Genomic DNA, 22,859 nt, shown 5'->3' with positions numbered 1-22,859 from the left:
TGCTGTTTGGAAAGATACGGTCTCGATCGGGCGACGACCGCCTTATCTGCGGTTTCTTACGGACATTTGATAGACCCTTACCGCAAGCTCTGCCCAGCCTTTACAAACGGATAACAAACCCGCCACCAAGCATGACCCGCCTTTTACACCAATAAAAACAAAGTTGCGGTGAAATAGTTCCTGCTTGGCCATCAAATGGCCCATTCTAGGAACTATTCCACCGCAACTTAAAAAGCCCGGACGAAAGGGGTGCTAAGTTGTTAAAACGCCGCAGCCTTAAAGCTCCAGCTCGTTCAAGCGCAGGATTGCGACGATATAAATCTTGAGCGCCTGCTTGAGCTGCTCTTCGTTGGCGCACTCATTGGGGCCGTGCATCTGGCCGCCCCATGCGGGCAGCTCCAGGCCGGTCTCCTCGGGGCCAAACGAGACGGCGCGGGCAAAGTTGCGTGCGTACGTGCCGCCGCCCATGGCAAAGGGCTCAGCATGCTTGCCCGTAAACTCGTTATAGGTATCAATAAGCGCCTTCACGGCCGGATCGTCGGCAGAGACCGAGAACGGCACCTTCGCACGACCCACACGGCACGTCACGCCAAAACGGCCTACGAGCGGATCGAGCTGCTCGCGGATGGTATCGGCACTCGTGCTGTCGGGGAAGCGCACGTCGATGACCTGCTCAATATGGCCATCCGCCACGCGGATGACGCCAGCGTTGCAGGTAAGCGGGCCAAACGCCGGACTCGTCGCATCGATACCTAGGCCGCGGCCATAGGCATCCGCATGCACAAAGGCCAGGAACTTGACGAACTCGTGCTCGGCAGGCGTCAGCAGGCGCTCGTCGCGCGCACCAAACGCATCCTCGGCCTCGCGCAGATACGTCACGATGAGGCCGACGGCGTTGATGGTGCCCTCAGGCATCGAAGCGTGGCCGCCAATACCGTGGGCGAAAATCTGCGCATGCCCGTTATCAAGCGCCGTGATCTCCAGGCGGTCGGCGTTCTCAACGGGCGCCGGCAGCTCATCGGCGGCAATCGCGAGCTCGCAGATGGACTGCGACGGAATGGCATTGCTCGCCTCGGAGCCGCTCCACGACACGATGCGCCCGCCGTCGATCTTGGGACTCACGAACGTCGCCCCAAACTGGCCCTTCTCGGCATTGCAGACCGGAAACTCGGCATCGGGCGTAAACAAAAAGTCGGGGTCTGCGTGGTTCTCCAGATAATGGTGAACGTCGGACATGCCCACTTCCTCATCGCAGCCCAGCAGCGCGCGGAAAGTATAGCGCGGGGTAATGCCGTGCTTGAGCAGATAGGCGCCGGCGTAGAGTGACAGCACCGCCGGACCCTTGTCGTCGATAACGCCGCGGCCGAGCAGCCAGCCCTCGCGACGCTCCAGCGCAAACGGGTCGGTGTTCCAGCCCGGGCCGGCGGGCACCACGTCCACGTGGCAGATGGTCGCGAGCTGCTTGTCGCCGCGGCCAGGGATATCGGCAATGCCCACATAGCCCTCGTCGTCGCTCGTCTGATAGCCAAGCTTCTGCGCGATGCCGAGCGCACAGTCGAGCGCGTCACGGACCGGGCGGCCAAACGGCGCGCCGGGCTCTGCATCGGCAGAAACTGCCACGGACGGATAGCTCACCAGCTGCTCGATATCGGCGACGACATCTTCCCAGACCTCGTCGACATACTCAGCGACGCTCTGCTCCACCTGATTCATAGACTGCCTCCTTACCAATGAGCGGCAAGCGTACCCGCCCCTCACATTTAGTTCCTAGATAGAGAAAAGTTTAGCAAGCTCGGCCACCGAGTGCACCACTGCATCGGCACCCGCCGCCTCATGCTCACCCGGCGCCGCCGCGCCCGAATAGATGCCGATGCACGGCACGCCCATCGCGTGCGCACCCTCGACGTCGTTAAAGCGATCGCCGATCATCACGGCATCGTCCGCCGTCGCGCCGAGCGCCGCCAGGGCATCGCGAACCGAATCGGCCTTGGTCTCGCGCCCCTGCGGCGGATTCATGCCAACCACGGCTTCGAACTGAGAAAGACCAAGCTCATGCACCATGTCGATGCATTTGGCCTCCATGCGTGACGTCGCCACGGCCATACGCTTGCCCCGGGCGGCCAACTCATCCAGCAGCTCGGGAATCCCATCGAACACGGGGTACTCCTCCGGTCCCAGCTCATCAAAAAAGGCGCGGTACTCGTCGGCCACCACAAGCGACTCCTCGCGGGAAAAGCCGTAAAAGTCGTGAAAGCTCTTCCACAGGGGCGGCCCGATCATGCGGCGCAGATCACCCATCTGCGTCTCCGAAAACCCGCGCGCAGCCAGCGTCTTGCGCGTCGAGGTCGTCACTGCCCGACCCGTATCGGCCACCGTGCCGTCAAAATCGAACAGCACAACCGGCCGCTCGCAAAGTTGCAATGCCGCCATCGGCACCCTTCTTCCCCAGTTGATGATTTCCACACCACCGCTTCAAACTGTTGACTATTCAACAATTGAACCTAGCAATGTAGAGCAACTCCACTATACTTGTCGCACTTTGCTTTCAGAAGGCGGCGCTGCCGCGCCCCAACGAAAGGTGCAATTATGTCTTTTGCCATCATAACCGACTCCACGTCGGACATCTCCCCCGCCCGTGCCCAAGAGCTCGGCATTTACGTGATTCCGCTGCATGTGATTATCGAGGGCGAGGACCTGCTCGACCAGGTGCAGATTACCGCCGAGGAATACGTCGCCCGCATGGCTGGCTCCGAGCAGCTGCCGCACACCTCGCAGCCGAGCGCCGGCGAGTTCAAGGCGCTGTTTGACCGCGTACGCGCCGATGGCCACGACAGCGCGATCTTTATCTCGCTGTGCAGCGAGTGGTCCGCCTGCTATTCCAACGCATGCCTGGTCGCCGAGACCCACGAGCTCGACGTGCGCTGCATCGATTCGCGCACCGGCTCGGGCACCGAGGGCCTGCTGGTGGAGTACGCGCTTGCCATGCGCGAGGACGGCCGCAGCTTGGACGAGACCGAGGCGCAGATCCGCGCGACGCTGCCCGACGCCCACCTGCTGCTGATTCCCCGCACGCTCGAGAACCTGGTCAAAAACGGCCGCGCCCCCAAGCTCGCCGGCCAGCTCACGCAGATGCTCAACATTCGCCTGGCCGTTTCGCCGGAGTGGAAATCGGGCGAGATCAAGGCCATCAAAAAGGGCCGCGGCGCCAAGCGCATCGTCGCCAACACCATGGCAGATTGCCTCGCGTTTTTGGACGAGCACCCGGGCTCAAGCGTGCGTGTGCTCACGACCGGCGCCGCCGAGGAGCAGGAACTTGTCAACGAGGCACTCGCGGGCCAGGATTACGTAGACGCCGGCACCGGCCCCATCGGCTGCACCATCGCCACCCATGTAGGCGTCGACGCCATCGCCATCAGCTACTGTCCTCGTTACCAGCCCATCCACTAGGGGCACCTTTACCACTTGCGGTGGAATAGGAACTGTTTTTGGCTTATCAGCCGCAAATCAATCCCTATTCCACCGCAACTTAGAAATCGGCGATCAGCCCAGCGGACCCTGAAACAGTTCCTGATGAGTGCCCATTCTCACCAGCCTAATCACTGGGTTAGTCTTATGGGGAAGATAAAGAACGACCACATCGACCAAGCCATCGGATAGGTGGAAATCGATGTGGCCGTTGTAGTTTCCGCCCGGGTTTGAGAGCTCGTGGGCGCCATACTCCGCCGGAAGTGACCCATGAGCCACAAGCTCTGCAACCGCCGCTTTAAACTCACTTTTTAGCTGCGGATGCATGCGCATCGTTCGTTTGTAGTCCACCTTAAATTGAGCCTCGACTTTAATCTCGAACATCGCTATTCCTCATCGAGGAATGACATAAGCTCATCAGCGTTATTGAATGACAGGCTATCGTCCGGCAAAATCCCCAGCTCATGAGCATCGGCGATCACCATGGCGCGCCTCGTCACCTCGTTGGGCACCTCCGCCCTTCCTACAATCTCAAAAGGAATCTTTCGCTGATTTACCAGCTGCCGAACGGCAAGATTGAGATAGGAATTGAGGCTGAGGCCGACCGAATCCAAGAACTCAGTCGCCTGCTCCTTGAGCCCCTCTTCGATTCGAACCGTCGTAGGCTTAACTGTTGCTGTAGACATTTGCGACCTCCTCGCCCTCGTCTTTTACACCAGTATACCCAATATAAATGGCAATCTGATGTTAGATAACATCAGATTGCCATGCGTATTCATGTCGCGTGGGCACGATTGATCTACATCAGCCCGCTGAGCGCAATGTCAACGGCCTCGTTGAGGTCGTCGGTAATGTGCACCAGCTCCGGATCGAGCGGACTGATCATGCCGGCGTCCATCACCGGACCGTTGAGCCAGTCGAACAGGCCCTGCCAGTACTCGCTGCCCACCAGCACGAGCGGCATGCGCTTGACCTTGTGCGTCTGCACCAGCGTGAGAACCTCGAACATCTCGTCGAGCGTGCCAAAGCCGCCGGGAAATACGATGGCGCCCGAGCTGTACTTAACGAACATGGTTTTGCGCACAAAGAAGTAGCGGAAGTCCATGCCGAGGTTCACGTATTTGTTGAGCCCGTGCTCATGCGGCAATTCAATACCTAGGCCAACTGACTTGCCGTTGACACTCGCTGCTCCCCTGTTGGCCGCTTCCATGATGCCGGGGCCGCCACCGGTGATGACCGCCACGCCACGTTGCGCGATCTTGCGCCCGACGGTGCGCGCCGCCTTGTAGAGCGGATCGGTCTTGGGCGTGCGGGCGCTACCGAAGATAGTCACCGCAGGTCCAAGCTCGGCAAGTGCGCCAAAGCCATCGACAAACTCTGTCTGAATTCGCAGCACGCGCCAGGGGTCGGCGTGCAGCCAGTCAGTCGACTCCTTGGGCGCCAGCAGGTTGGCGTAGGTGTTGTCCTTAGGAATCATGGGTCCGCGCATGACCACGGGGCCGCGGCGGTACGTCTCGTCGTAGGCAGGCTCGCCCTCGACGTTCTCATTCTTAATCATGGGTACTCCTATCGAGAAAAAGAAAAACGGGCGGGGTCGACGCTATGCGTCAAACACCCGCCCGAGCATCAACTATTCGGTATGGTACCCACGACGCATCAAGCACTTGCAAGCTATCGGTCAGCGGTCGCGCAGCCGGTGTCAACGAATGTGACGACCGGCTGGCGCCCGACCATTGCCGTTGCCCACGCTCTGCAAGCGTGTCTGTCGCCCTTAGTAATCCACCGCGGCAGGACTATTCATCCAATCGCTCACGAATGCGCCGTAGCGGCCCTCGATAATGGCCTGGCGGGCACGCTGCATAAGGTTGAGCAGGTAGTAGATATTGTGCATCGAAAGCAAAATGCCGCCGAGCATCTCCTTCTGCGTGACCATGTGGCGAATGAGCGCGCGGCTGTAGCCGCCCGTGCACACCGGGCAGGTGCAGGTGGGGTCGATGGGGCCGTCGTCGTGCGCAAAGCGCGCGTTACGGAAGTTAAGGCGACCTTCACTGGAGAACGCCGTACCCATGCGACCGGTGCGCGTCGGCAGCACACAGTCGAACATGTCGATGCCCACGCCCACGCCGCGTACGAGCGTGGTGGGGTTGCCGACACCCATCAGGTAGCGCGGCTTATGCTTGGGCATGTACTCGCTCACGAGCGGCGCCAGGGTCTCGAACATGGTCTCGTGATCCTCGCCCACCGAATAGCCACCGATACCATAGCCCGGGAAGTCGCCGCACTCCTCCAGATGGCGCAGCGAACGCAGGCGCAGATCCAGGTGCATGCCGCCCTGAACGATGCCAAAGAGCGCCTGGTCATCGCGGGTATGCGCCTTATAGCAGCGCTCGGCCCACATGCTCGACAGCTCAACGGCGCGCTCAACGTAGGCGCGCGTGGCGGGATAGCCCGGGCACTGGTCGAGCTGCATGCAGATATCGGAGCCGAGTTTCATGGCGATTTCCATGTTGTCCTCGGGCGTCCAAAACACGTGGCGGCCGTCGTAATCGTTGACAATAAAGCGCACGCCCTCATCGGTGAGCTTGACGGCATCGTTGTGGCTGAAGACCTGGAAACCGCCCGAGTCGGTGAGGATGGGGCCGTGCCAGTTCATGAACTTGTGCAGGCCGCCCAGCTCGGCGATGGTATCCTCGCCGGGACGCATGGACAGATGATAGGTATTGGCGAGCACGATCTGGGCGCCGAGCTTCTTGACAGTCTCGGTAGGAATGCCCTTGACGTTTGCCTTGGTGCCCACGGGCATAAAGATCGGCGTCTCGATGTCGCCGTGCGGGGTGTGCAGCACGCCGGCGCGCGCGTGCGTCGTCGGATCCTCGGCAATCAGGTCGAATTTAAAAAGGTTCTGGTCCATAAACTGGAACTCCTTGGTTGCGGTTCATACGCAAACCATTATACGGGCAACCCGCAAGGAGCACCGACTCGACAGAAACTGGTGCAAAGGGGGCAGCAAACGAGCGTGGATTTTCGGATGCCCATCTCATGAGAGTGGATAATCTCCCACTTTTGCCCGAAACACAGACCAAAAACGGGAGATTATCCACACTCGTTCGGCGGGTACTCATTTAAGTACGTCCCCAATGAGTGGAGCTATTTACCAGCCACGCCAACGCCGACGTTTTGGGAATGTCAGCGAGCGGTCGCCAGAGCGAACAAATTGGCATGAAAAGAGGACGGCATAGACCTTCTGGTCATGCCGCCCTCTTTGAATGACAAGTTGTCGCTCTGGCGACCGCGCAGCGTCGGCCGGTCCGCCGTTCGGTAGAACGGCGGAACCCTTAAGGACGCTGGCCCATGCCACCCTCGAGGGTGACGGTCTCGCCGTTCATATACTTAAAGTCGGGACCGCAGAGCTGAACGACAACGCGGCCGATTTCCTTCTCGACGTCGCCGTAGTGGCCAGCCGGCGGCATGTGGACGTTGGCCTTGAACGCCTCAGGATAGGCATCCTGGAAGTTCTCGAGCGCAGCGGTCCAAGCAAGCGGGCAAACGATATTGACGTTGATGCCGTCCTTGCCCCACTCGTTGGCAGCGACGCGGGTCAGACCGCGGATACCCTCCTTGGCAGCGGCGTAGCTGCACTGGCCATAGTTGCCAAACAGGCCGGCGCCCGAAGCAAAGTTGACCACGGAGCCCTTGGTCTCCTTCAGGTGCGGGTAGGCCTTCTGCATGTACAGGTAGGTGGCATACAGACCGGAGTAAATGGCGAGGTTGAACTGGTCCATGGTGTGATCGGCGATCGTCACGCCCGAGGCGCTGGCCTGAGCGTTGTTGACGACGGCGTCGATGCGGCCGAACTCCTCAATGGCCTTGTCGATGACGTTCTGGACGACAGCCTCGTTGTCCTGACCAGCCGAGACATCGGCCTGAACAGGCAGAACCTTGACACCGTACTCGGCCTCGAGGGATTCCTTGGCGGCCTCGAGCTTGGCAACGTTGCGGCCGGTAATGACGAGGTTTGCGCCCTCCTTGGCAAAAGCGATATCGATACCGTAGCCGATGGAGCCAGCGGAGCCGTCCTTGAGCGTGGCCTTGCCGCCGCCGGTGACGATCACGGTCTTACCAGTGAAAAGTCCCATATAAAGTCCTTTCAAATCGCGACGGGCGCACCCGCCGACTGCGCGCATCCAAATAAACGCGACAAAAGCTGAAATGCAACTTTAACGGGTTCAAGTGAAAAGAAAAGGCCTCGGCAGGCGAACGGCATAACGTCTTTCGGCGAAGGGATTGTCAAGTACAAACTGGATAAAGTGGCCGAGTTTTTGCTATCGACGCGAGCCATCGAACACGTTTTGAAACTTTGCTGCAGCGCGCGGGATGTCGGCGCGAGACTTTATCATAGGGTGACAAACAACGATGAGGAGCACATGCCTATGACAGACGAGCTGGACCCCCAGACTCAACAGCATATTGATGATTCCGCAGACGTCACCGCAGATGCTGACGCTGTGACCTGCGATGATATTGACCTCGACGACCCCATCTTGGACGAAAGCGCTACGGCGGAAACCCCCGGCGCCGAAGATGCAGGCGAGCAAAATGACGATGTGCCCGCTCAGGACGACGCCCCTGTACAGGATGCTGCTCCGCAAGCTGCGGGCCCTATCGAGGTTTCTTCGGAAGAAGAGCTCGACGCCGTCATGGACTCCATGATGGATGCCGTCAAAGCGATGAAAGACGCCGTGGCCGACGCTGACGTTGACGCCGAGGAAGAGGAGGCCGCCGAGGCAGCCTCGACCTTCGTACCCGGCGAGACTCCGGTTGCCGACCAGGGCAGCACCATGCCCTCGTTCCTGCAACTCGAGCACCCCACGATCGGCGCCGACGCAGTCGACCCGCACGCAGCGGGCTTTTCCGTGATCGAAGGCGGCACCGGCAATATCGCCGCGCCACAAACTACCGATGTTGACGCTGCCGACACCGCTCGCCCGACTGCCCCGCACTCCCCCGCCGCGAGCCGCGATCTGGGGACCGCTGTCTCGAACACTGCGAACGCCGTGGGCACCTTTATCGCCCAAGGTGCCTCGGCCATGCGCGAGATGAACGCCGCGAAAAAGGCACTTGCCGATGCCCGCGCCCACCTGGCCGAACTTGAGCAGCGCATTGCCGATCAGGCCGAGGAACTCGAGACACGCCAGGATATCGCAGGCCGCTACGATCAGATCGTCGCCGACCAGCGCCAGGCGATTGCCACGGCCCAAAAGACTGCAGCGGCCGCCGAGATTGACCGTGATGCCCACGCCTCCAAAGCGACAGAGCTCAAGGGTCAGCTCGAACAAATGAAGACAGAGGATGACGCGACTGAGCTCCGCCTGAAGGCCGCGCTCGATGCCGTGGAGGCCCGCGAGGCGAGCTCGCGCGAGACCGGCAACCGCCTCGTTCGACGTCTTGAGGATTCCAAGCGCATCCGCGACAAGGTGAAGGCAGAGCGAGACACCGGCATTGCCGCCGCACAACAAACCGTCGACGCCACGCGCGCCCAGCTCGAGACGCTGCGTCATGAGTATGCCGAGCTGCAACGCAATCCCTCGGCAAATCCCGCCAACTATACGGTGCGCACCAGCGAGCTCTCGATGCAGATTTCCGACACGGCAGATGCCCTGCGTAAAGCCGAAGAAGATGTCCCGCGCATCACCGCCGACCTTGAGCATTCACTTGCCGCAGCCGAGCAGGCCGTCGAGCAGGCTCAAGCCCCTATCGCCGACGCAAAACGCGCGCACCAAGCCGTGACGACCGAAGCCGATGCCGCGCGCGACGAGTTGCAGACGGCGAAGACTGCCGCCGCGACTCGTCAGCGCGAACTGCGCGAGAAGATCGCCGCGGAGGACAAGGCACGCCGCGACCAGGAGCAGACCATCGCCAACGCCCAAGCAGATGCCGCACATGCACAGTCGATCATCGAACAGGCGACCGAAGTACACGACCACCCAGAGATCACTGAATCGCTCGCCGGGTCCTTGGCACGAGATAAGGCCGAACACGCCGAAACCGAGCGCGAAGTGGCCCAGCTCGAGGCTACCGAGGATGACGTACGAGAGCGCACCCGCGACTCACGCATCAAATTCACCGGTGCCATCGTCTGCATCGTCGCCGTGATTCTAGCGATCATCCTGGTCTGGCTCTTCGCGAGCAAGTAAACCAGTTGCCAAAAAACGTTCAACGCAGTTGCGGTGAGATAGTTCCTGTTTAGTCCTCAATAAGGCCAATTCAAGAACTATCTCACCGCAACCTATTTAAATCGACGCAAGGCAACCTATCCCTCTTGCACCAATCTCTTGACATAAGGACTGTCCCCAAGTGCCGACACAAAAGGAACGTCCCCAAGTGCCAACAAAGGCGACGCCGATGCCTTGGCAAAGTCAGCGAAAACCCGCCAGAGCGAGCAAGGTGCCTTGAAACGAGGCGGCATTGACCTTCTGGTCATGCCGCCGAAGTTGAAAGGCAGATTGCCGCTCTGGCGGGTTTGCAGTGTCGAGCCGTTACGCGGTTCGTAGAACCGCGTAACTAACAAATGAGCATCGCATCACCAAAGCTGAAGAAGCGGTAGCGCTCCTCGATGGCGGCGGCGTAGGCATCCATGATCTGGTCGCGGGTGGCAAGCGCGCTCACGAGCATCATGAGCGTGGAGCGCGGCACGTGGAAGTTTGTGATCAGCGCGTCGACCACGTGATAGGTCGAGCCGGGCATAAGGTAGAGCTGCGTCGTGGCGTTCTCGCGCACCACGATGTCACCGCGGCCAAGTGTATCGGCCCCGTCCTCGCGGCCCTCAAAATAGCGCGCCGTCACGGCCGGATCGGACACCGGTGCCTCAGCGTCAAAGGCGCTCTCGAGCGAGCGCACTGCGGTGGTACCGACAGCAATCACGCGATGCCCCTCGGCCTTAGCCTTATGCACGGCGTCGACAACCTCCTGCGACACGTGGTAGCGCTCGGTGTGCATCACGTGCTGCGTGGGGTCGTCCTCCTCCACCAGACGGAAGGTATCGATACCCACCTCGAGCTCGACGGCGGCAAACTTCGCACCCTTGGCCTCGATAGCGGCCATAAGCTCGGGCGTAAAATGCAGACCCGCCGTAGGAGCGGCAGCCGAGTGCTCCTCCTTCATGGCGTAGACGGTCTGGTACTTCTCGGGATCGCCCTCGTAATCGGTAATGTAAGGCGGCAGCGGCACGTGGCCGGCAGCATGGATGGCCTCGTCGAGCGTGCGCGGGTCACCGGCGGCATTGCAACCGGCCGGCTCAAAACGCACCAGACGACCGCCGCGGCTATCGGTGACAAAGTCGATGACCTCGGCCATCAGCACCACGGGAGCCCCCTCGGGCGCATGGGCGCCACCGGCGCGATACTCAATCTGAGCACCGGGCTTCAGGCGCTTGCCCGGCTTGACCAGGCACTCCCAAACGTGACCCAGCGGGTCAACATCCTCGCGGCGCTTGAGCAGCAGCGTCTCGACCACACCGCCCGAGCCAGCCTTGCGACCGATAAGACGGGCCGGCATCACGCGCGTCTGGTTGATGACGAGCACATCGCCCGGCTCGATATAGTCGATGATGTCGCGGAAGATGCGGTGCTCAACGGTACCGCCATGCTCTAGCGGCGTTCCTGTCTCGGAGCCTTTGCGATCAACCACCAGCAGGCGGCAGGAGTCGCGCGGCTCGGCAGGAGCCTGGGCAATCAGTTCCTCAGGAAGGTTGTAGTCAAAATCATCGGTACGCATAGACACGTCGGATACTCCTTATATAGCTAAAGTCCGCTCTACATCCTAGCAGGCTGACGTCCCAAACGAACTACTTTTTGGCGGCTTTGCGCTCGTCGCGGATGCGGGCGCGGTCCATGGCCGCCTCGACAGCAGAAAAGCGGCAACCACAGTAGTTCTGCCGATACATGCCCAGCTCGCGCGAACGGCGTGTCGCCTCGGGGTAATACGGGCGAAAATCGCGAATGACCGGAGTGAGACCGCGGGCGGCAGCCAAGCGCTCAAGCACATCATTGCAGGTATCGAACAGCTGATACGGCGATACGGCGAGCGTCGTACCCACATATTCAAACCCGCGCTCCTGGGCAACGCGGCATGCCTCGGCCAAGCGCAAGGCATAGCACGCGCGACAGCGACGGGGACGATCGGCACCCAACGGAGCCACGCCGGTTTCCCAGCGTTCGCGGTCCTCCCCGGCCTCGATGAGCTCGATGTCGCCATCGGCACACCACCGGCGCAGCTCGTCCAAACGACGCTGCCATTCATCGCGCGGCTGAATATTGGGGTTGGTCCAGCAGATCGTGGGTTCAAACCCCTCCTCGCGCAGCAGGCGAACCGGCTCAAGCGAACACGGCGCACAGCAAGCGTGCAACAACAACGGCCTCATCAACATCTCCTCACCCGAAAAAGCGCACGCCAAAGGACGTGTCCTCGCAGGCAGCGATGCGGCGGTCGCGCAAAATGGCCCGCACGTAATACCAGTCGCCCACACAGCCCGACAAATGCAAGCCAGCCGCCAGGTAACACAGCAGCGGATAGCCCGAGAGCGCAAAGCCCAGGGCAAACGCCACCGTCAAAACAACCGTGGGCGCCAGGCAAATGGCCATGTACCGCCGACGCGAATACACAACGCCCTCGGCGCAGGCATAGATCATCGCCGTCTCACGATTCGCGCCAAAGGTCACATGCGCGCCCGCAGGCGCCAGCAGCTTAAAAAACACCGCATGCACCAGCTCGTGCACGGCAAACGACGCTGCAGAAACCGCAGCCACACCGACCATCCAGCCCACGACGGTGGTCCAGCCGCCCGCCTCAGCCGCGTCCAAGTCCGCAGGCCCGCCCAGCAGCATAAACACCGGCACCAGGCACACGGCAAACACCGCGACCACGGCCATCCCCCACACGAAGCAAGCGTGTAGAAAATCCTCGTCCTCAAACGCATGTATGTTGGAAATCTCATTCATAGCATCTTAGGATAGCGCCCCTGCCACGTACCCGTCCGCATGTGCGATAATGTCGAACGATATGCACGAATTGACCACCGCGCTGCCGAACCCCGTGCCCGGCCGCGCTCCCACCATATGCGAAGGAGTCCCATGGCATCCAAATATTCCATGAACGACCGTCCCAGCTGGCCGCGCCGCGCCATCGTTACCGCCGGCGAGCCCTACGGCAACAAGGGCCTGCACTTTGGCCACGTCGGTGGCGTCTTTGTCCCGGCCGACTTCTTCGCCCGCTTCCTGCGCGACCGCCTGGGCCGCGAGAACGTCATCTTCACCTCGGGCACCGACTGCTACGGCTCGCCCATCATGGAGAGCTACCGCAAGCTCAAGGAGAACGAGGGCTACGACAAGTCCATTAGCGAGTATGTCGAGTCCAACCACTCCCGCCAGGCCGCGACCCTCAACAACTACAGCATCAGCTGCGACATCTACGGCGGCTCGGGCCTTGAGCCGGCTGCGCAGATTCACAACGAGGTGACCGCCGAGATTATCAAGCGCCTGCACGAGCAGGGCACCATCTCCAAGCGCTCCACGCTGCAGTTCTACGACGCCAAGGCCGGCACGTTCCTCAACGGCCGTCAGGTGATCGGCCGCTGCCCCATCCAGGGCTGCAAGTCCGAGAAGGCGTACGCCGACGAGTGCGACCTGGGTCACCAGTTTGAGCCCGAGGAGCTCATCGCGCCCAAGAGCCAGCTCACCGGCGAGGTGCCCGAGCTGCGCCCGGTAGACAACCTCTACTTCGACCTGCCGGCCTACCTCGACTTTATGAAGACCTATACCGCCAAGCTCGCCCAGAACCCGCAGGTTCGCTCCGTGGTCTCCAAGACCATGGAGGAGTGGCTGCTGCCGGCACAGCTCTACATCCAGAACAAGTTCCGCGAGGCCTTCGACGCCGTCGAGGACCAGCTGCCCGAGCACACCGTGCTAGAACCCGAGGGCAACAAGAGCAGCTTTACCGTCACCTTCCCCAGCTGGAAGGAGCGCGACGACGCCCACGCGGTGCTCGCCAACGGCGGCGTGCGCTTCCGCAGCGGCAAGGCGCTCGTGCCCTTCCGCATCACCGGTAACATCGACTGGGGCGTTCCGGTGCCTGAGGTCGATGGCGTGACCGACGTCACCTGCTGGTGCTGGCCCGAGAGCCTGTGGGCGCCCATCAGCTACACCCGCACCGTGCTCGCCCGCGATGCCAAGGCCGCCGGCGTAACTGAGGGTGTCGCCGCCCAGGACGCCGCCCTCATGGGCGAGCCCGCCGCCGATTCCACGCAGGTACCCGCACCCACCTACCAGCACAGTTCGCTCGACTGGCGCGACTGGTGGTGCTCGGACGACGCACAGATCTACCAGTTCATCGGCCAGGACAACATCTACTTCTACTGCATCGCGCAGACCGCCATGTGGGAGGCCCTGGGCTGGAACCTCACGCAGAGCACCGTCAGCGCCTGCTACCACCTGCTCTACATGGGCAAAAAAGCCAGCTCGTCCTCGCAGACGCCTCCCCCGCCGGCAGACGACCTGCTCAACCACTACACCTGCGAGCAGATGCGCGCGCATTGGCTGTCGCTCGGCCTGTCCGAGAAGCCGGTGAGCTTTAGCCCCAAGGCATATGACACGCGCGTGACCGGCAAGGACAAGGACGGCAACGAGGTGCGCGCCTGCGACGACAAGCGCGTTATCGACCCGGCCCTAAAGGAGAGCGCCCTTTTGACCGGCGTCTTCAACCGCCTGGCCCGCAGCTGCTTCTACGGCGTCGCCGTCAAGGAGGGTGACGAGAGCCCCTATCGCAACGGTTGCATTCCCGCCGGTGCCGCCTCTGCCGCCGTGGTCGAGGCTGCCGAGCAGGCAACCCTCGCCTTTGAGCAGGCCATGTACAAGTTCGAGACGCACCGCGCGCTTGCCGTGTGCGACGACTACCTGCGCGCCGCCAACAAGCGCTGGAGCGACGCCTCCAAGGCCGCCAACAAGCTCGAGGGTGAGCCAGCCAACGTCGCAATGACGCAGGCCCTCGTCGACACCTTTACCGAGCTGCGCGTGGCGACCGTGCTCATGCACGGTATTGTGCCGGCCGGCTGCGAGCTCATCTGCGAATACTTCGACGTCGATCCGGTCGCCTTCTTTAGCTGGGATAACATCTTTGCCTCCACGGACGAGTTTGTGGAGAGCCTGGGCGAGAAGCCCGGCGAGCACCGCGTAAAGCCGCTGCCCCCGCGCTTCGACTTCTTTAGCAAGCACGAGAGCCAGTACTAGGCAAACGCAACGCGCCCGGGAATGATTATTCTGGGACGGGGATTAAAAAATCATTCCCGGGCGCCACAAACTAGTCTTTTTGGGACGGGGATCATTAAATGATTTTTTAATCCCCGTCCCAGAATAATCATTTAGGTGGAAGGAAAGACGGATGTCCAAGCCGCGTCGTCGTAAGCAAAAAAAGCAGGTTAAGCCCGAGCTCAAGCTTAGGCAGTTTGCTGTCACCGAGCTTTCCGACCAGCTTGCCGCCCTTCCCTGCGCCGCCGACCTGCCGCGCTTTATGGTCGACACGGTCGCCGGCGCCTATGCCCCCACCGATGCCGAGCTCATGATCGAGGGCTTTGGCGCCGCAGCTGCACGCCCGGTCACGCTGCGCGCCAACACGCTCAAGGCAACCGCCGAGGACATCGCTGCGGCGCTCGATGCCGCCGGCATCGCCCACAACGCTGTCGCCTGGTACCCGGACGCCTTTATCCTGCCCGAGGCCCAGGTTTCCGACCTATGGGACCTCGACATCTACCGAGACGGAAAGATCTACCTGCAGAGCCTGTCATCCATGATGCCGCCGTTGGTCCTGGGCGCCCAGGCAGGCGAGGACATCCTGGACATGTGCGCAGCCCCTGGCGGCAAGACGACGCAGATCGCCGCCCTCACGCAGGGACAGGCGCACCTTACCGCCTGCGAGATGAGCATTCCCCGTGCCGAAAAGCTCGAGGCCAACTTGGGCCGCCAGGGCGCCAAAAACGTGCCCGTCATGCGCATCGACGCACGCGAGCTCGACGAGTTCTTCCGCTTCGACCGCATCCTGCTCGACGCTCCCTGCACCGGCACGGGCACCGTCATCAGCGGCAACGAGAAAAGCCTGCGCGGCCTCACCGAGCAGTTGCTGAGCAAGTGCGCCCGATCGCAGCGAGCACTTCTGGATCGCGCCATGGGGGCCCTCAAACCGAGCGGCACGCTCGTCTATTCGACATGTTCGATCTTGCCGCAGGAAAACGAGGATGCCCTGCAAGAGGCCCTCGACAAGCACATGGACTGCGAGCTCATCCCCCTCGACAGCACGCCGAGTGAAAGCGAAGCACGCCGCGCCCGCGAAGCCGGTGAGGAACCGCGCATCGAGTGCAACGCCCTTACCGAGGCCATTGCCGCGGGCCACGTCTCGGCCATTGCCAACGGCATGCCCGGCACGCTGACCATTCCGCCCAGTCGCGACTTTGAGGGCTTCTATATCGCCCTGGTCCGAAAACGCAGCTAGCGCACGGATTCAAAACTCAACAAACTATCTCCGTGCGCGCTTGTCCTGCTGGTCACGGCACTGCTTAAGTGCCTCGTGCTCCTTGCGCTCGGCCTTTTTGCCCTTAATGGCCGTGACCGCAAAGTAGATGACCGCGGCGGCAACGATTGCGCCCACGCATAGGCCAATCGAGCCTAACATTGCCGAGAATTCCATACCGCGTCACCTCTCTTTTGTATACGGGACATTCAAGATAGCACCTCGATTCCCGCCACCACAGCTCCTTCACGTTCGCCAGCCCTTCAGTCTAACGGATGGCGCGGCGGGGAAAAATCAACTCGTCAAACGATTTAGCAATCGTAGCGCCGGTCGCACGCTGACGGGCGCACAACATAGAAACGGACCGCCATGGATTCTCTCAACGATTTGAACGAGCGCGTCGACGCCTTTGTCGGCACCAGCTCCTTCGATACGCCCGCCGCGACCGACGATCAAGCCCCCATCGATGTGCCCGCCGAGGTTCACGAAGACGTCGTCGCCTCGGTCGACTTCTCCGAGGTTGAGCTTGCAGACGAATTTACCGAGCCCCAGGTGGCCGTAACCCCCAACGGCCTTTTGCCCATGGAGCCGCTGCCCATCGACGGACGCCTGCGCAAGGCTGCCCTTCGCATGCCCGACGAGATCGAGGAGGCCAGCGGCTTCACGCTCTTTGGCCGACGCATCAAGTCGCTCATTTACACCACCGATGTCGCGGTTATCCGCAACTCCAACGCCGACGCCGTCTTTGCGGTCTACCCTTTCACGCCGCAGCCCGCCATTACGCAAGCGCTGCTGACCGTCGCCGAGTGCCCGGTCTTTGTAGGCGTGGGTGGCGGAACTACGACCGGTAAGCGCTCCGTGCAGATGGCAGCCGTCTCCGAGATGCAGGGCGCGGCGGGCTGCGTGGTCAACTCCCCCGCTACTGCCGAGATGGTCGAGCACATCACCAACATCGCCGACATCCCCGTCATCGCCACGGTCGTTCGCTGCGACGACGATGCCCACGCCAAGGTGCGCGCCGGCGCCAAGATTCTCAACATCGCCGCCGGCAAGAACACGCCCCAGGTCCTACGCGAGCTGCGCGAGCACTATCCCAACCTGCCGCTTATCGCGCCGGGCGGCAAGACGCCCGAGAGCATTCGCGAGACCATCGCCGCCGGCGCCAACGCCATCATCTGGACACCGCCTTCGGCCCAGCAGCTACAGACCGACATGATGCAGCGTTATCGCAAGATGAAGGAAGACGCCACACCTGTCATCTCGCGCGACGACGTGCCCATTATCGACCAGGTCGCCGCCGCCGAGGTCAGCCAAGTCGAGAACATGAATCCCGATGTGCCGATTCCCGACGAAGTCATCGAGCGCGTCGCTTCGATCCACGAGCGCGTCGAGGAGCATCGCGCCAACCGCGGCCTCAAGCCGTCACTGCACGGCTTTTTCTTCCGCGGAAAGAAACGCTAGCAAAACATCTTGGCCCGCCCCACAAACGTGAGGCGGGCCGTTTTCGTTTGAGCAATCATGCAGCGACGTGATGGGGCAAATTAATCCACGCGCTTGTCGCCCATAAAGAAGAGCGCCACCGTACCAGGTCCGGTATGCGAGCCAATCAGAGTACCGATGTCATTGATCTCAATCTTGCCTTTAAGCTGCGGAACCTGTTCCTCAATCAGCGCCGCGACCGCCTCAGCATCCTCGCGGCACGCCGACTGCGACATGATGCACTTACCCGAATAATCTGCACCGTCCTGTACGTGTGCCATCATGGTCTTAGCCATCTCGGAAATCGCGCGCTTCTTAGTGCGAATCTTCTCACGTGGCGACAGCTTACCTTCGCAATCGACCGTCATAAGCGGGCAAATCTTAAGCGCCGTGCCGATGATCGCGCTCGCGGCCGAAATGCGACCGCCGCGCAGGTAGCTCGACAGATCGGTCGAGAAGAACCAGTGGTGCAGGTTGAGCTTGTGCTCCTCGATCCAGGCAGCCGTCTCGTCGAGTGAAGCCCCGCTATCGCGCACATCGGCGGCATATTCCAACAACAGGCCAAAGCCCGAAGACGCCGCCAGCGAATCGATGACGCGCACCTTGCCGCCCTCGGGATAGCGATCCGCAAGCATCTGCGCCGCGACGCAGGCCGATCCATACGTGCCCGAAATACCCGACGACAACGTCAGGTGCAGCACGTCTTTACCCTCGGCAACAAACGGCTCCCAAAACTCCTCGTACTCACCCACGCTCACCTGAGACGTCTTGGGCATGGCGCCCGCGGCAATCTGGGCAAAAAACTCGTCCGGCGTAATCGACTGATACAGATCGTCCGTATAGACAACATCGTCGATCTCGTAATGAAAACACACGACAGGGATATTGCGCGACGCAAAGAACTCACGGGTTCGATCGGCGGCGGATTCACAGGTCAGGACAAAATCACTCATATGAAGCTCCCTACTCATTGCTGCGCAAATTATCGCACAGTGAGCCTACATGCGGTACATATGTCCACTATTTACCAAATCGAACCAAAAATAGTGAACATCTTTACCACCATCGTCTCCACCGGCCCCACGCATAAATATCTGAGAAAACACCCTCTGTCGTCTCCACCCAACCGCCATATCTACCTCAACTAAATCGATTTACCAAACCGTTCAGCCGACAATTCAGCCGCTGGCGCAAAATCGAAACAAAAGCGGCGCATACTGATAAACGTTTGACGCTGTTTATCAGTTTTACCAACCATATCGGAAGGTGTTTCATGGTCGCATTCGATCGCAACCCGCAAGACTTCAAGTATCTGCGCCTGCTGTCGAGACAGTTCCCCACCGAACAATCCGCATTTACCGAAATTATCAACCTCTCGGCCATCCTCAACCTGCCCAAGGGCACCGAGCATTTTATGAGCGACGTGCATGGTGAGTACGAAGCCTTTATGCACATCCTCAACAACTGCTCGGGCGTCGTGCGCGAACATGTCGACGAGATCTTTGGCGACACGCTCTCCTTTGACGAAAAGGGCGAGCTGTGTACGCTCATCTACTACCCACGCGAGAAGATCGACCTGGTCCGCAGCCGTCGCGAGGACTCGCCCACCTGGTATAAGACCATGCTCGACCAGCTTATTGTGGTTGCCCGCTCGCTTTCGAGCCGCTACACGCGCTCCAAGGTGCGTAAGGCCATCCCGCGCGACTACGCCTACATCATCGACGAGTTGTTGCACACGCACCCGGACGAGAACAACTATCGCGTGCGCTATCACGAGCGCATCGTGGAGTCCATCCTGGAGACCGCCAGCGCCGACGACTTTATCGAGTCGCTCGCCTCGCTCATCAAGCGCCTGGCCGTCGACCACCTGCACCTGGTGGGCGACATCTTCGACCGCGGCGGCGGCGCGGCCAAGATTATGGACCGTCTGCTCACCTACCATTCACTCGACATCCAGTGGGGCAACCACGACCTGCTGTGGATGGGCGCTGCGGCCGGTGAGCCCGCCTGCATCGCCACGGTGTTGCGCAACAACCTACGCTACGACAACTACGAGATCCTGGAGAACGACTACGGCATCTCGCTGCGTGAGCTTGTCGCCTTTGCCGATGCCACCTACACCGCCGGTGAGTCCATCACCCCGCTGATCAAGGCCATCAACGTGCTGCTCTTTAAGCTCGAGGGCCAGATTATCCAGCGCCACCCCGAGTTCGATATGACCGACCGCCTGCTACTCGACAAGATCGACCACGACACCGGCACGGTCACGCTCGCCGACGGCAGCGTGTGGCCGCTCACGACCAACGACTTCCCCACCGTCGACCCGGCGGACCCCTACACGCTCACGTCTCAGGAGCAGCACATCATCGACAAGCTCGTGTCCGAGTTTGTCACCGCCGATCACCTGCATCGCCATATCGATTTCCTCTACACCCACGGCTCGATGTACAAGGTCGCCAACGGCAACCTGCTCTTCCACGGCTGCGTTCCGCTCAACGAAGACGGCACCTTTAGCAGCATGAACTGCCTGGGCACCTGGCACGCTGGCCGCGATTATCTCGATTTTTGCGACCATATCGCCCGCCGCGCGTGGCGCGTGGGCGACCGCGATGCCCTCGACTGGATGTGGTACCTGTGGATTGGCTTCAATTCACCCGCCAGCGGACGCCTGGTGCGTACCTTTGAGCGCGCCTATATCGCCGATAAGAGCACCTGGGTCGAGCCGATGGACCCGTACTTTACGCTTACCAAGTCGCCCTCGGTCTGCGATGATATCATGCGCGAGTTTGGCGTCGCGCCCATGGCATGCTCGCCGACCGGCCACATCATCAACGGCCACACGCCCGTTAAAACCACCAAGGGCGAGCAGCCCATCCGCGCCGAGGGCAAGCTGCTGGTCATCGATGGCGGCTTCTGCCGCGCTTACCATCCCAAGACGGGCATCGCCGGCTATACGCTCATCTCGAGCTCGCGCGGCTGCCGCCTCAAGTCGCACCGGGCCTTTACGACGGTTGCCGAGGCACTCACGCGCAACGTGGACATCGAGAGCGAGACCAACCGTTTTGACCAAGCAGACCGTCGCCGCATGGTGAGCGACACCGATACTGGCGCCAAGATTCGCAGCCAGATCCAGGACCTGCGCCAGCTGCTCGATGCATATAGAAACGGTGCTATCGAGGAGCGCGCCTAGCACCACCCGCGGGGATTGGCTAAACTTGCTAAGTTTGTCATCCCCGCGGCGCTTCGGCGCCAGCTTAAGGCAGGTACCATGCAAAAGCTCCTTGCGCAGATTATGAAATTTGGCGTCGTCGGTGTCATTGCCACGGTTATCGACTTTGGCATTATGAATCTGCTCCACTACGGTCTGGGTCTCAACATCCTAATCGCCAACACCAGCGGCTTTATCATCTCACTCATCTTTAACTACGTCGCCAGCATGAAGTACGTGTTTGCGCACAAGGAAGGCATGAGCCGCCGCCGCGAGTTCATTATCTTTGTCGTGCTGTCCGTGATCGGCCTGGCACTCAACGACGGTATCGTGCTGGCACTCAACGCCGGTCTGGGGCTCGAGGCCAATATCGCCAAGATCTGCGCCACCGCGCTTGTCATGGTCTACAACTTTGTGACCCGAAAGATCTTCCTGGAGGGCGACGAGACAAAATAGCTCGAAACCCCTGCAGCATTACGGCGCCCACGGACGACGCGCACTCAGCGCAGTATCGTCCGTGGGTGTCGCTCGTTTACGGGCAAATTTTCAACGTTTGCGGATTAGCTCTTGAAAATTTGGCGAGTTCATATAGTTCTTGGCAAAGACCTTACGTTTCCCTTGTAAAAGCTCTAAAGTATCCTCTGCTCGATTCATCAACGCATTGGATGTGATTACGTGCGCAAGGCGCTGGCACAACCTCATACCAAGCAGTTCCTCAAGTTTGCCGTCGTGGGTCTTATCTCCTTTGGCATCGACTGGGGCATGCTCATTGCGCTCGTCGAGCTGTTCCACCTCGACTTTTTGATGAGCACCACGGTTTCGTTTATCACGTCCGTCGTGGTCAACTACTGGCTCAGCATGAAGTACGTGTTCGACCACCGCGAAGGCATGAGCCGCAAGCGCGAGTTCACGATCTTCACCATCCTGTCGGTGATCGGCCTGGGCCTCAACGACCTGTACATGTTTGTGGGCGTCACGTTTTTGAGCATCGGCTACCAGGCCATGAAGGCCATCGCCACGTTCCTCGTCACCTGGTACAACTACTTCAGCCGCCGCTTCTTCCTCGAGGGCGCACGGTCGTAGTCGATTCACTATTTGCTTGAATGTATAACCGGTTGGAATTCCCGTTCCAACCGGTTTTTTTGTTTACCGAGAGACCCGGTGGCCCAGTCCCATTCGCACGAAAAACGGGCGGCCCGGATGTTTGTCCGAACCGCCCGTATGGTGCGATATGTCGAGGCCTCTAACCTGTTACGTAATACCAGACCACGTTGTCGCCGTTGGAGAGAACGTAGTTGCTGCAGGCCGTCATGGGCGTTGTGCCGTTTACGGAGTACATCCAGCCGCTCGTGCCGCCGTACTGTTTTTCGGCCAAACCACCAATCGCAGAAACATACGTGCCGTACGACGAGCCGTGTGCGTTGACAGAAAGGCCCAGCGCGCACAGGGCATCGTAGACGGTAGCGCCTTCGTTAAAGGTAAAGGTGCCACCAGAGGACACAGGATTGCCCACAGCGCTCGATGTGACCGAAACCGTCACTGTTACGTAGTTGGACTCCTGCGAGCCGCCCTGGCCGCCCGAGGAAGCGCTTCCGCCATTAGAGCTGGAGACTCCATCAGACGACTGACCGCCGCCCGAAGAAGCACCGCCAGACGCATTGGAAGTATCGCCGGCTCCTGTATTCTGGGCAGCGGATTTATCTCCAGACTTCTTGCCGTCCTGACCATCGGACTTCTTGCCATCCGAGCTTTTATCCGATTCCTTGTCCGAGGACTCGGAATCGTCCTTGAACTTGGACTCATCAGAATCCTTGGACTTGTCTTTTGCATCATTCGATGACTTGGAGCCCTCGGAACTGGCCTCGCCCGAAGTCGTAGTCGAGCCAGACGCCTTGGTGTCCTTGGTGACGACGCTCTCCCCCGTCACGGTCTGAACGATCCAGTCGATGGACCAGGCGCCGCTCTCGGAAGGATGGACGAAGCCCAGCGAGACGACGATCAGAATGGTGCACGCGGCGGTCAGGACGCCAGCAAGCGCCTTCCGCCGAGGGGCGGACGCCGCCGAAGCGGCGCCCTGTTGCTTTGCATCGTCGAACTGAATGAACGAGGAATCTGGTTGCTTGGGGTCAGCGTCCTTGGATTTATTGGACACAGC

At 60.6% G+C, this 22,859-nt stretch carries 21 protein-coding genes; 8 read left to right on the top strand and 13 right to left on the bottom strand.

Annotated features, from left to right (window positions below):
* Positions 1–276 precede the first annotated feature (276 nt).
* Positions 277–1,713 (bottom strand): M20 family metallopeptidase, encoded by a 1,437-nt coding sequence (locus PMX70_RS00990; protein ID WP_117773012.1) that lies wholly within the window; start codon positions 1,711–1,713, stop codon positions 277–279.
* Between the two features lie 54 nt (positions 1,714–1,767).
* Entirely contained in the window at positions 1,768–2,430 is a 663-nt protein-coding gene (locus PMX70_RS00985) for an HAD hydrolase-like protein (protein ID WP_117773014.1), read from the bottom strand.
* Between the two features lie 156 nt (positions 2,431–2,586).
* Between PMX70_RS00985 and PMX70_RS00980 the strand changes: the two genes are divergently transcribed.
* Positions 2,587–3,447, top strand: coding sequence for a DegV family protein (locus PMX70_RS00980; protein WP_117773016.1), 861 nt, complete (start codon positions 2,587–2,589; stop codon positions 3,445–3,447).
* A gap of 93 nt (positions 3,448–3,540) precedes the next feature.
* Here the strand turns inward: PMX70_RS00980 and PMX70_RS00975 are convergent, their stop codons facing one another.
* From PMX70_RS00975 to PMX70_RS00955, 5 genes are all read right to left on the bottom strand, one after another.
* Positions 3,541–3,849: a type II toxin-antitoxin system RelE/ParE family toxin gene (locus PMX70_RS00975; RefSeq protein ID WP_055250871.1), complete on the bottom strand. Its 309-nt coding sequence runs from the start codon at positions 3,847–3,849 to the stop codon at positions 3,541–3,543.
* A 2-nt stretch (positions 3,850–3,851) separates the two neighbouring features.
* Positions 3,852–4,151 (bottom strand): type II toxin-antitoxin system RelB/DinJ family antitoxin, encoded by a 300-nt coding sequence (locus tag PMX70_RS00970; protein ID WP_117773020.1) that lies wholly within the window; start codon positions 4,149–4,151, stop codon positions 3,852–3,854.
* A 113-nt stretch (positions 4,152–4,264) separates the two neighbouring features.
* Positions 4,265–5,023, bottom strand: coding sequence for an LOG family protein (locus PMX70_RS00965; protein ID WP_271742536.1), 759 nt, complete (start codon positions 5,021–5,023; stop codon positions 4,265–4,267).
* A 213-nt stretch (positions 5,024–5,236) separates the two neighbouring features.
* Positions 5,237–6,376: a tRNA guanosine(34) transglycosylase Tgt gene (gene tgt / locus PMX70_RS00960; RefSeq protein WP_055250876.1), complete on the bottom strand. Its 1,140-nt coding sequence runs from the start codon at positions 6,374–6,376 to the stop codon at positions 5,237–5,239.
* Positions 6,377–6,800: 424 nt separating this feature from the next.
* On the bottom strand, positions 6,801–7,601 hold the full coding sequence (locus tag PMX70_RS00955) for an SDR family NAD(P)-dependent oxidoreductase (protein ID WP_006235414.1): 801 nt from the start codon (positions 7,599–7,601) through the stop codon (positions 6,801–6,803).
* A 294-nt stretch (positions 7,602–7,895) separates the two neighbouring features.
* Here PMX70_RS00955 and PMX70_RS00950 point away from each other — a divergent pair, with 294 nt between their 5' ends.
* Positions 7,896–9,659 carry a coiled-coil domain-containing protein gene (locus PMX70_RS00950; protein ID WP_117773024.1) on the top strand — a complete coding sequence of 588 codons (1,764 nt, stop codon included), beginning with the start codon at positions 7,896–7,898 and terminating at the stop codon, positions 9,657–9,659.
* A gap of 367 nt (positions 9,660–10,026) precedes the next feature.
* On the opposite strand, the gene queA is transcribed toward PMX70_RS00950, so the two are convergent.
* From queA to PMX70_RS00935, 3 genes are all read right to left on the bottom strand, one after another.
* Positions 10,027–11,238: a tRNA preQ1(34) S-adenosylmethionine ribosyltransferase-isomerase QueA gene (gene queA / locus PMX70_RS00945; RefSeq protein ID WP_117773026.1), complete on the bottom strand. Its 1,212-nt coding sequence runs from the start codon at positions 11,236–11,238 to the stop codon at positions 10,027–10,029.
* Between the two features lie 70 nt (positions 11,239–11,308).
* On the bottom strand, positions 11,309–11,884 hold the full coding sequence (locus PMX70_RS00940; protein ID WP_117773028.1) for an epoxyqueuosine reductase QueH: 576 nt from the start codon (positions 11,882–11,884) through the stop codon (positions 11,309–11,311).
* Positions 11,885–11,894: 10 nt separating this feature from the next.
* The gene (locus tag PMX70_RS00935; protein WP_271742535.1) at positions 11,895–12,461 is read right to left on the bottom strand and encodes a DUF3267 domain-containing protein; all 567 of its coding nucleotides are present in this window, start codon (positions 12,459–12,461) and stop codon (positions 11,895–11,897) included.
* 132 nt (positions 12,462–12,593) lie between these two features.
* Here PMX70_RS00935 and PMX70_RS00930 point away from each other — a divergent pair, with 132 nt between their 5' ends.
* Both PMX70_RS00930 and PMX70_RS00925 read left to right on the top strand, forming a co-directional pair.
* Positions 12,594–14,744 carry a class I tRNA ligase family protein gene (locus PMX70_RS00930; protein WP_271742534.1) on the top strand — a complete coding sequence of 717 codons (2,151 nt, stop codon included), beginning with the start codon at positions 12,594–12,596 and terminating at the stop codon, positions 14,742–14,744.
* Positions 14,745–14,895: 151 nt separating this feature from the next.
* The gene (locus tag PMX70_RS00925; RefSeq protein ID WP_271742533.1) at positions 14,896–15,999 is read left to right on the top strand and encodes an RsmB/NOP family class I SAM-dependent RNA methyltransferase; all 1,104 of its coding nucleotides are present in this window, start codon (positions 14,896–14,898) and stop codon (positions 15,997–15,999) included.
* A gap of 24 nt (positions 16,000–16,023) precedes the next feature.
* Here PMX70_RS00925 and PMX70_RS00920 read toward each other — a convergent pair whose 3' ends face one another.
* Complete coding sequence (locus tag PMX70_RS00920; RefSeq protein ID WP_271742532.1) at positions 16,024–16,194, bottom strand: hypothetical protein; 171 nt, start codon at positions 16,192–16,194, stop codon at positions 16,024–16,026.
* 192 nt (positions 16,195–16,386) lie between these two features.
* On the opposite strand from PMX70_RS00920, the gene PMX70_RS00915 reads away from it, so the two are divergent.
* Positions 16,387–17,478: a beta/alpha barrel domain-containing protein gene (locus tag PMX70_RS00915; RefSeq protein WP_271742531.1), complete on the top strand. Its 1,092-nt coding sequence runs from the start codon at positions 16,387–16,389 to the stop codon at positions 17,476–17,478.
* A gap of 80 nt (positions 17,479–17,558) precedes the next feature.
* Here the strand turns inward: PMX70_RS00915 and PMX70_RS00910 are convergent, their stop codons facing one another.
* A complete protein-coding gene (locus PMX70_RS00910) occupies positions 17,559–18,449 on the bottom strand; it encodes a DegV family protein (RefSeq protein ID WP_055285769.1) in 891 nt (296 codons plus the stop codon).
* Positions 18,450–18,769: 320 nt separating this feature from the next.
* Between PMX70_RS00910 and PMX70_RS00905 the strand changes: the two genes are divergently transcribed.
* The 3 genes from PMX70_RS00905 (at position 18,770) to PMX70_RS00895 (ending at position 21,787) form a co-directional block, all read left to right on the top strand.
* Positions 18,770–20,686 carry a fructose-1,6-bisphosphatase gene (locus tag PMX70_RS00905; RefSeq protein WP_271742530.1) on the top strand — a complete coding sequence of 639 codons (1,917 nt, stop codon included), beginning with the start codon at positions 18,770–18,772 and terminating at the stop codon, positions 20,684–20,686.
* 78 nt (positions 20,687–20,764) lie between these two features.
* Complete coding sequence (locus PMX70_RS00900; RefSeq protein ID WP_161144770.1) at positions 20,765–21,160, top strand: GtrA family protein; 396 nt, start codon at positions 20,765–20,767, stop codon at positions 21,158–21,160.
* Positions 21,161–21,379: 219 nt separating this feature from the next.
* Complete coding sequence (locus PMX70_RS00895; RefSeq protein ID WP_022095123.1) at positions 21,380–21,787, top strand: GtrA family protein; 408 nt, start codon at positions 21,380–21,382, stop codon at positions 21,785–21,787.
* 160 nt (positions 21,788–21,947) lie between these two features.
* On the opposite strand, the gene PMX70_RS00890 is transcribed toward PMX70_RS00895, so the two are convergent.
* Entirely contained in the window at positions 21,948–22,856 is a 909-nt protein-coding gene (locus tag PMX70_RS00890) for a DUF4430 domain-containing protein (RefSeq protein ID WP_271742529.1), read from the bottom strand.
* Positions 22,857–22,859: the final 3 nt, after the last annotated feature.

This window comes from Collinsella aerofaciens (assembly GCF_028206795.1).
Lineage (GTDB): Bacteria > Actinomycetota > Coriobacteriia > Coriobacteriales > Coriobacteriaceae > Collinsella > Collinsella aerofaciens_AX.
This window is presented reverse-complemented; position numbering and strand designations above follow the sequence as displayed.

Excerpts from the sequence above, each read along its gene's own strand:
- PMX70_RS00990 (WP_117773012.1), bottom strand. The coding sequence starts at position 1,713 with ATGAATCAGGTGGAGCAGAGCGTCGCTGAGTATGTCGACGAGGTCTGG.
- PMX70_RS00985 (WP_117773014.1), bottom strand. The coding sequence starts at position 2,430 with ATGGCGGCATTGCAACTTTGCGAGCGGCCGGTTGTGCTGTTCGATTTT.
- PMX70_RS00980 (WP_117773016.1), top strand. The coding sequence starts at position 2,587 with ATGTCTTTTGCCATCATAACCGACTCCACGTCGGACATCTCCCCCGCC.
- PMX70_RS00975 (WP_055250871.1), bottom strand. The coding sequence starts at position 3,849 with ATGTTCGAGATTAAAGTCGAGGCTCAATTTAAGGTGGACTACAAACGA.
- PMX70_RS00970 (WP_117773020.1), bottom strand. The coding sequence starts at position 4,151 with ATGTCTACAGCAACAGTTAAGCCTACGACGGTTCGAATCGAAGAGGGG.
- PMX70_RS00965 (WP_271742536.1), bottom strand. The coding sequence starts at position 5,023 with ATGATTAAGAATGAGAACGTCGAGGGCGAGCCTGCCTACGACGAGACG.
- tgt (WP_055250876.1), bottom strand. The coding sequence starts at position 6,376 with ATGGACCAGAACCTTTTTAAATTCGACCTGATTGCCGAGGATCCGACG.
- PMX70_RS00955 (WP_006235414.1), bottom strand. The coding sequence starts at position 7,601 with ATGGGACTTTTCACTGGTAAGACCGTGATCGTCACCGGCGGCGGCAAG.
- PMX70_RS00950 (WP_117773024.1), top strand. The coding sequence starts at position 7,896 with ATGACAGACGAGCTGGACCCCCAGACTCAACAGCATATTGATGATTCC.
- queA (WP_117773026.1), bottom strand. The coding sequence starts at position 11,238 with ATGCGTACCGATGATTTTGACTACAACCTTCCTGAGGAACTGATTGCC.
- PMX70_RS00940 (WP_117773028.1), bottom strand. The coding sequence starts at position 11,884 with ATGAGGCCGTTGTTGTTGCACGCTTGCTGTGCGCCGTGTTCGCTTGAG.
- PMX70_RS00935 (WP_271742535.1), bottom strand. The coding sequence starts at position 12,461 with ATGAATGAGATTTCCAACATACATGCGTTTGAGGACGAGGATTTTCTA.
- PMX70_RS00930 (WP_271742534.1), top strand. The coding sequence starts at position 12,594 with ATGGCATCCAAATATTCCATGAACGACCGTCCCAGCTGGCCGCGCCGC.
- PMX70_RS00925 (WP_271742533.1), top strand. The coding sequence starts at position 14,896 with ATGTCCAAGCCGCGTCGTCGTAAGCAAAAAAAGCAGGTTAAGCCCGAG.
- PMX70_RS00920 (WP_271742532.1), bottom strand. The coding sequence starts at position 16,194 with ATGGAATTCTCGGCAATGTTAGGCTCGATTGGCCTATGCGTGGGCGCA.
- PMX70_RS00915 (WP_271742531.1), top strand. The coding sequence starts at position 16,387 with ATGGATTCTCTCAACGATTTGAACGAGCGCGTCGACGCCTTTGTCGGC.
- PMX70_RS00910 (WP_055285769.1), bottom strand. The coding sequence starts at position 18,449 with ATGAGTGATTTTGTCCTGACCTGTGAATCCGCCGCCGATCGAACCCGT.
- PMX70_RS00905 (WP_271742530.1), top strand. The coding sequence starts at position 18,770 with ATGGTCGCATTCGATCGCAACCCGCAAGACTTCAAGTATCTGCGCCTG.
- PMX70_RS00900 (WP_161144770.1), top strand. The coding sequence starts at position 20,765 with ATGCAAAAGCTCCTTGCGCAGATTATGAAATTTGGCGTCGTCGGTGTC.